Genomic DNA, 8526 nt, shown 5'->3' on the forward strand with positions numbered 1-8526 from the left:
CGCTATCTCAACCATTAAAAAGCTCAAATGCAGCGAATATTTTAGGTGCTGAAGCGACTATTTGGAGCGAAATGGTGACTGATGACAATATTGATTTGCGCATTTGGCCGCGTTTGTATGTGATAAGCGAGCGCTTGTGGTCAAATAAAGAAAATACAGATGAAAACAGCATGTATTTGCGCTTGGCTTTTATCAATAAATTTGCTGCAAATGTGATTGGGGTAGCGCATTTATCGCAGCAACAAAGTGGCTTTGAAAGCCAGCTCTCTAAGTCGCTTAGTAAACAAGAAAAAGCCACTACTTTAGCGCTTCTGAATACTATGGCAGCACTACTTGAACCTGCTCATTACTATACGCGCCACCATATTAAATATTTAAACGATGAATATCATCAAGAGGCGCCACTAAATCTATTTGTTGATTATTTAAATGTCGAAAGTGAGCAAGTACGCCAAATTAAACACTGGGTGCTAGCCTATACCGCAGGTGATACTGACTCGCTTACGCAATTAGATAAGCAATTAGTAAAGTGGCAAAAAGGTCTTGAAATGGGGCTTGAAGTTCTCTCATCAAGTAAAAAATTAAGCGAGCTAAAGCCGACGCTTGTATCACTAACGCAATTTATTGGGCTTTCACAACAGGTGATAAGTAGTTGTAAAGGTGAAATAAAGGGCACCGGGTTAGACGAGCAGTTGCTTGATTTATATAAACTCACAGATGAAGTTGTGATTGCGGGTATTTATCCAATGCGAGATCTCTATCTTGCTTGCACTGAACAATAAGGAATAACAATGAAATTAAACATAGCAAGTGCACTAATTCTGGCATTATTTGCCTCCCATGCAAGCAGTAACACGTTATTCGAGACCAGTGACTGGGTGAAAGATAATGCGTTTACCAATGGCGTAGAGGGCCCTGCAGTTGACTCGCAAGGTGTGTTATATGCGGTAAATTACAACCACCAAGGCACTATCGGTAAAGTTCTTGGTAAAGATAAAGTTGAGACGCTTGTTACGCTTAAAAATGGCTCTATCGGTAATGGCATTCGCTTTGATAAAAAAGGCAACATGTATATTGCTGACTACGTTAATCACAATGTACTGACAATTACCGCGAAAGACTTAGCGCAAGGCGGCGAACTCACAGACAAAGTTAAGGTGTTTGCCCATAATGCAAAAATGAATCAACCAAATGATCTCGCCATTATGGATAACGGTATTTTATTTGCGAGCGACCCAAACTGGCAAACCAGCACAGGTAATTTATGGCGTATAAACCAACAAGGCGAAACGAGTCTATTAGAGTCGAATATGGGCACCACTAATGGTGTTGAAGTAAGCCCAAATAACAATACCTTGTATGTAAATGAGAGTATTCAAGGCAAAGTATGGCGTTATGATCTTGATGGCCAAGGCAATGTTTCTAATAAACAACTGCTGATTGAATTTGACGATTTTGGCCTTGATGGTATGCGCACAGATAAAGCGGGTAACTTATATATTGCACGCTATGGTGCAGGTGTTATTGCGGTGGTTTCTCCAAAAGGTAAATTACTAAGAGAAATAAAACTAAAAGGGCAATTTCCAACTAATGTGGCGTTTGGTGGCAAAGACGGCAAAACCGTGTTTGTAACCATGCAAAAACGCGGCGCCATTGAAACCTTTAATGTGGATATTGCAGGCAGAAGTTTTAAGTAACTAAATACCAATAAAAAGCCCAGAACTTAAGCTGGGCTTTATTATTTGCAAGGAACAGGCGTTTAAATTTCGCTGTGATTTACCAGAGAATCAACTAATTGGCTGAAGGTCTTGGCGCTTTTAGCCTGATTAAGTGAATAGCCAGTGATTTTTGCAATATCGATTAAATCAAAATAACCGCGTAATTCACTTTGATTAGCACCTGTTACCAGTAAATATTCGTAACTGGCTTTTTCCATGGTTTTTAACACGTCGCCTACTTTGGCATTAGCGAGTGTTGTTTCCGAAACGGTGTCAACCTCTTCTAATTTCATCATAATGTCGCCAATTGTAAGCTGTGCACGTGTTAAGCCTTTTTTGCTTGCTATTTTAAGTACATAGCTGCTGGCTAAACGTGCTTTTGAAATAACCCCTTTTAATTGATTTTGGCTATCAACTACAAAACTAGTACGCATATGAGTTTTTTCTAAAATGCGGTTGGCATCATCCAAATTGGTATCTATATCGATATATTGCAGAGGTTCAAGGTGAAAACCGTGCATTACAAATGAAGCGGGGCTTGAAAGTGACACGCTAGTGTCTAAATGAACTTGAGCAAATAAACTTGCGCCATCAAGAAGCGGTTTTGTTGAAAATGAAGTGAATTGGTTCATAACGACCACCTTAATAATACTGTTAGATTTAAGACAAAATATGAAAAAACTAGCAGTGGAGTGGTGGTGCTCTTATAGGTTTAACCGCGCTTGGCGAAAAGACAACAGAACTTACTTTTTGGGCTGGTTGGAAATAGTTTGCTATAAGGTTGTTGCTAGAATTTAACTCTAACGCAATATCATCTAAATCAAGTTGATTCTGATTAAGATCTTCTGAAATATCAGAGTTAATAACGGATGCTTGTACATCGCTGGCAATAACAGTAGCAGGGCTTAGACCAAGCGCCATAAACACCACTGTAACTACAAACAACAAACGAAGCATAAGGTACAACTTTAAAATTACTTATAAATTAATAGTGGGACTGTTTGCACAATAATTCAACATCTATTTTTATAAAAAATTTATTTAATTTTTATGAAGTTTTTTAACTTGCTGAATTTAATTGCTATTTATGCTTTTGCGTTGCCGAATATATTAATATTCGACAACGCGCATAATTACGAGGTGACGTACTCATTTTTATGTTGCATTCGGCGTTTGGGTTTTCTGCGTTTAAGCCATAAATAGCATCCGGTAATCGCAAATATGAGTGGTGTTAAACCAATTAAACACCAAATAATACGGCTCGGTAACCCTGCAAAATAGCCAAAATGCAGTTTGCGAAAGCTATCTACCGCAACTAAAAAAAACGGTGCTTCGCGAATATCATAATTAGGCAGTTGTTTTCCTGTTTCTTTATCAAAGCTCACCGTTGAAGCATATTCGCTTGTAACAAAGCTGGTATTTGCAACTTCGCCAAAAAACGTGATGGGTAAGTCGGGCTCATAAGGGAACATTAAATAAGTCGCGCTAAAACCGCCCATTTGGGTTTTAGCGGCTGCCATTAAGTTGTCGATAGATAATTGCGGGTTATATAAAGCGCCTTGAACTAAATGTGGTGGCTCATCCGCGTGCTCAAATTCGTGGTGTATAATTTCTGAAATATTCCAATAGACACCAGTAAAACCTAATATCAGTAAAATAGGGGCTGACCAAATGCCCACTAATTTATGTAAATCACTGAAAAAGGCCATACGTTTAACTTTTACACGTAAGGTAAAAAACTTTTTCCAAAACTGGCGATAAATAATGAGGCCTGAAATGCCCATAAACATCAAAATAAGCGAAATAGTGCCTGTAAACCAAAGCCCGGTGTCACCAATTAAAAACTTATAGTGCAGGTCTAATAGCCAATCGGTGAGGTAAAAATCGACCGCTTGAGGGTTGGAGCGGACAACACCTTGGTATTGATCTAAGTAGATTTTAGACCAGGTATCTGTGCCGTGTTTTAGTACATATACCCGATCAGCTGTTTTGCCATCATCGAAGACTTCCCAGCTACCCACTTCATAATTTGGTAGATTTTGTTTAATGGTATTGTGAAGGCTATCGTAACTTAAACGGCTGCCAGGTGATGCGTTTACAGTGGCAAGCTCCGGCATAATAAGGTGATCTATCTCTTCCTTGAAGACTAAAATACTGCCTGTGAGCGATATTATTATCAGTGGTAATGCTATTGCTAAGCCTAAATAGCGATGCCAAAGGTGGAGTTTCTTTTTCATAATTCAGTGACGTTAGTTTGTAAAACAACAAAAGGCCGCATTAAGCGACCTTTACGTTTTAAGCTTTGTTAGAGCGACCAATTAAGCGATAACGCATAGTTACGAGGTGCGCCGTAGTAACCTTGAGCCCAGTACAATGAGTTAAGGTATTTTTTATCAAATACATTGTTTACATTGGCAGTTAGACTAAGTTGAGAGTTGATCTCATAACTCGCCATAAAGTTAACTAATGCATAGGCGCTTTGCTCAGTCACCACATAAGGTGTTTGCTTTTGTACGCGGCTAATATCGTCTTGCCAACGCATATTCATACCAAAGGTTAAGCCTTCAAGAAATGCTGCATCGTATTTAGCTGCAAGCTTGAATACTTGTTTAGGCGTGTAATTTTTAACAAGTTCAGCAGATGTATTACCCGCATTTACCGTATCTGAAACATCAATGTCGGTGTAGGTATAACCTAAGTTTGCACTCACGCCATAGCCAATTTCACCACTGAGTTCCAATTCAAAACCTTGTGATTGAATACCCGGTGCAGCAATGTGGACTGTGTTGTCCGGTGTTGAGTTTTCAGTATCGGCAACAGCAATGTTTTCTTGCTCAGCATCAAATAATGCAACGTTTAACATCATTAAATCGTTAAACAGCTCAGTTTTAATACCAATTTCTTTGGTGTCGCCACTTATAGGGTCAAGCGTTTGACCATTAATATCTTGTTCTGCTTGCGGGGCAAATGTTTCGCTGTACGATGCATAAACATTAATGTCATCGTTAATTTGATAAACTGACCCTAAGTGAGAGGTCGTGTCGCTTACATCGCGAGATTTGTTTTTACCGTATGATAAACCGTCTGTTTCCCAAGCTGTGTGGCGAATACCAGCAATAAGTTTTAAGTCATCAGAAATTGAGAATCGTGCAGAAACGTATTCAGATACTTGTTCACTATCAACACGAGAGCCGTTGAGACCATCTTTTAATACTGGTACAGGCGCAACACCATCCCACTCATTCAGATCTGGCATAGGTGGGAAACCATTGCCAGTGGTGTAGTCATAAAGCGATCTATCTTCATACGCCATATCAGCAATGCTCGCACCTGCAGCAATTAAATGCTCTTGGTCAAATAACTCAAAACTGCCTTTTGCATACACATCAAACAAGTTAAGGCGATCTGTTAGTTGGTAGTCACTTGCATAGCCGGTCAAACCTAAACCAGTTTCAGCATCCGGCGTACCATAAACATAAAATAGATTTGAATCTTGCTCGGTTTGAGTATGCGCATAACGTGCGATTACGCTCCAGTTATCACCTACAAGTTGTTCTAACTCTACAAACGCTTGTTCTGACGTGTTATCCCAGTAAGCCCAATCAGCTGCTGTTGAGGTTGAGGTATCGTAATTTGTTGGGTTAGCTTGTGAATCATACAATGCAAGTGCACCCCAAAGAGGGCTATCAGCATCATTTTGTTGATAAGTAAGGCTGGTTGTTAGCGTTGTGGTATCAGTAAGGTTTAGCTCTGCAATACCATAAAATACATCACGTTCTACACTGTAACGGTCAAGATACGAATCACGTTTTTGTTTAACAACTACGGCACGTCCTGCTGCATAGTCATTTAAACGACCAGAAACGTCAACATCCAAACGCATATTCGACCAAGAACCCGCAGTAATTGATACATCGGCACGTAAGTCATCGGTCGGACGTTTACGAATAAAGTTAACAGTGGCAGATGGGTTACCGGCACCTGTCATCATGCCGTTCGCACCCATAACTACTTCAATTCGTTGGTAAATGGCGGTATCTAACGTGCCTTGAAGAGAGCCGTTTTCTTGCGGTAAACCAAGGCCGTCTACTTGGAAGTTGGTGATATCAAAACCACGTGCTTTGTAGTAAGTACGGTCTGTTTCAATTTTCTCAACAGATACACCTGGCGTGGTTTCAAGTACTTGATTAACATCATCAAGTGAAAAGTCGTTCATAAGGGCTCGGGTAATTACGCGAACAGATTGCGGTGTTTCTTTGATTGAAATACCTAGTTTAGAAGCCGTTTCTGATTCAACAGCCAAATAGTTTGCGTGGTTTTTCCCTAACACCTCGATTTTTTCGATGTTGTCATCTGTTTCATCATTTGCCAAAACAGGTGTTGCTAGCAGAGAGGTTGTTGCAAGGTATAGGGCACTTAATTTAAATGCGCGAGATTTCATAACAAAGACCTAATATTGAAAGTAACTAAAAAATTTTCGCATATGGTAATCTAAATGATAATCGATCTCAATATCGTTATTGCGTTATTTTCATTTGTACCTTTATTCTGTCACATTGATTTTTATGAGTTTTATTTCATTAGGAGAGACACCCAACACATGTTAGAAAACTGAAAGCGTTGTTAGAAACGGAACTTTATACAGACAGGGGCCATAAAAATTAGGGTGTAAGGTCGTTTAGAAAAGTGCTGGAAACTTTTGCTTGTTGCCAGCACATTTTGAACAATCGTTAGATTGTGAATAATAATTTTTACCCATGTTTAGAAGTGAAATTAAACATGGGTATGTATATAACCTGAACTCGGAATAATAAATTACTCTCTAGCTGCAACTTTAACTTATTACTGCGTTAAATTAGTTTGCAATAGACGAGCTATTGGCGCTCAAATTTGCCTTGTACTAAGAAAAACTATCAAGCTAGAAAGTTTAAAACAATAAAATATTTATATTACAAGATGTTAGTTAATTTTTTAGTCTAAATTCAAGTTAAATAAGGCTTATGCCCAAGTGCGCAGTCCAATGGCACCATGCCATGCTAAATAAATAACAATGATGCTTTGTAAAGAGATAAAAATCAGTGAGATAATAAAAAACGTTTTATGCGTTAGCTTCGATTGAACCTGATATAAACAGCGAAACGTTAAAGCACAAGTTACCAGCAACATTAAACTGCTTAACAGGATGCCGATTGAGAAAATACTCGGTGTACCTAAGCGTGCAATTGGTTCAGCTAAGCCTAATCCAATCAATACTAAAAACAGCAAGCTTGCTAGCGCGGCAGATGATACGTTTTTGCGAAGTGATATAGCAAATTGGTTTGTAAGCTTTTTACGCTTAACTTGAATTGGCCAAATAATGCTGTAAAAGCACATACCCAGTAATAGTATTAACCAAATAAATAAAATGAGTTTATCTGCCCATGCATTGAGCGCTGAAACTGGTTTAAATACACGATCGCCATAGTGAAAAACATGCCCTTCGATGGGATCAATACCTTGCTTCATTACTACATTCCCATGGCTGTTTTGCCAATCACTTTGACCATTTAATGTAAGAGAACGCTGCCAGCCAGGCGGAAAAACTTGCTTAAAAGAGACGCCATCACGTGTTATGTGTAGTTTATTAAATGCACTAAGGCGCTCAAGAAAGTAGCGGTTTTGGAAGCGCGGATTGATATATTGATAATAGCCAGATTGTTCTATTAAAGCTGCTGAGATAGGGGAAGGCTTATGCGCGTTTGTGTCGGTATATTTTTCTAACGATTTACTGATAGCAAAACCAATTTCTCTAATTGCTCGAGCATTATCACTGTTTTATAATAACACAAACCCGGCATTGAATTCTGGCGAGTAAACGAATTCAGTCATCCAGCCAGGCAATGAGCCATCGTGACCGCGATATTTTACACCCTTATAAAAACGTGCTGAATTTGTAATACCGTAACCAGCATCAAATTTACCCACGTTGGTAGAATGTGAGAATCCCATTCTGCTAAGCATGCCATCACTTAATACTGTAGAGTCTTTTTTTATAAATAGCGTTAACAGCTTTGCCATGTCGGTAATTGTTGATGATACCGCACCCGCTGGTTTCATCAGAATGTGTTTGTAAGCGACAGGTTTATGTTTACGATAGCCTGTTGCTAACGCTTCTGATTCAAAACCCTCATAGGTTGTATTTTCCATCGCAAGTGACTTGAGAATGTGTTCTTTAACGTAACTTTCAAAAGCAACCCCTGTCACTTTTTCGATGATCAGTGCGACAACAGTTGATGCTGTGTTGGTGTAAGCATGGCGTGTACCGGCAGGCCAACGAGAGGTGCGGCTTTCGGGGTTAATCGCCAGCACCTGCTCTAATGACATAGGAGGATTATTGGAATAAGCAAATTCGCTTAACGATATTTCTCGCCAACCTGCTGTATTTTCCAATAAATGGATCAGATTAATTGGGTGGCTATCGGCCCAGGGATTATGATATTCCAAATCAGGTAATAAGGTTTGGAGTGTATCGTCAAAAGACAGTTTATTTTGTTCAACTAATTGCAATGCAGCAATCCCAACCAGCAGTTTACTCACGGAACCAATTCGGTATTGTGTGGACGTTGTAGCTTGTAGAGCCTGTTTTTGATTGGCTTTACCGATTACCTTGATATATTGCGGCTTACCCGGCTCTATGATTGCGTATGCAATCGAGGGTATTTTATGTTTTTTTACTATTTCATTAATTTGTTTATCAAGCGCATGTTTGTTGTTTGCATAGGCTAGATTGGTATAGCTAAAAATTAAGCTTGTAAGTAACAAACTTATC

Annotated in this window: 8 protein-coding genes; 2 read left to right on the forward strand and 6 right to left on the reverse strand. The window is 39.2% G+C overall.

The window, feature by feature from the left end; all coding sequences use genetic code 11:
• Together ABYD77_RS15945 and ABYD77_RS15950 are read left to right on the forward strand one after the other, a co-directional pair.
• A partial coding sequence (locus tag ABYD77_RS15945; protein ID WP_372771103.1) for a family 20 glycosylhydrolase occupies positions 1-782 on the forward strand: 782 nt, incomplete at its 5' end.
• Positions 783-791: 9 nt separating this feature from the next.
• Positions 792-1697 (forward strand): SMP-30/gluconolactonase/LRE family protein, encoded by a 906-nt coding sequence (locus ABYD77_RS15950; protein ID WP_372771104.1) that lies wholly within the window; start codon positions 792-794, stop codon positions 1695-1697.
• Positions 1698-1759: 62 nt separating this feature from the next.
• Here the strand turns inward: ABYD77_RS15950 and ABYD77_RS15955 are convergent, their stop codons facing one another.
• The 6 genes from ABYD77_RS15955 to ABYD77_RS15980 all read right to left on the reverse strand — a co-directional run.
• Entirely contained in the window at positions 1760-2350 is a 591-nt protein-coding gene (locus tag ABYD77_RS15955; protein WP_372771105.1) for a CBS domain-containing protein, read from the reverse strand.
• Positions 2351-2399: 49 nt separating this feature from the next.
• A complete protein-coding gene (locus ABYD77_RS15960; RefSeq protein WP_372771106.1) occupies positions 2400-2675 on the reverse strand; it encodes a hypothetical protein in 276 nt (91 codons plus the stop codon).
• A gap of 176 nt (positions 2676-2851) precedes the next feature.
• A complete protein-coding gene (locus ABYD77_RS15965; protein ID WP_372771107.1) occupies positions 2852-3955 on the reverse strand; it encodes a PepSY-associated TM helix domain-containing protein in 1104 nt (367 codons plus the stop codon).
• Between the two features lie 68 nt (positions 3956-4023).
• The gene (locus ABYD77_RS15970) at positions 4024-6159 is read right to left on the reverse strand and encodes a TonB-dependent siderophore receptor (RefSeq protein ID WP_372771108.1); all 2136 of its coding nucleotides are present in this window, start codon (positions 6157-6159) and stop codon (positions 4024-4026) included.
• 557 nt (positions 6160-6716) lie between these two features.
• Positions 6717-7223 carry a hypothetical protein gene (locus ABYD77_RS15975; protein WP_372771109.1) on the reverse strand — a complete coding sequence of 169 codons (507 nt, stop codon included), beginning with the start codon at positions 7221-7223 and terminating at the stop codon, positions 6717-6719.
• A gap of 309 nt (positions 7224-7532) precedes the next feature.
• Positions 7533-8526, reverse strand: a 994-nt coding sequence (locus tag ABYD77_RS15980) for a serine hydrolase domain-containing protein (RefSeq protein ID WP_372771110.1), incomplete at its 5' end; no start/stop codon positions are given.

The organism is Pseudoalteromonas sp. (genome assembly GCF_041629635.1).
Classification (GTDB): domain Bacteria; phylum Pseudomonadota; class Gammaproteobacteria; order Enterobacterales; family Alteromonadaceae; genus Pseudoalteromonas.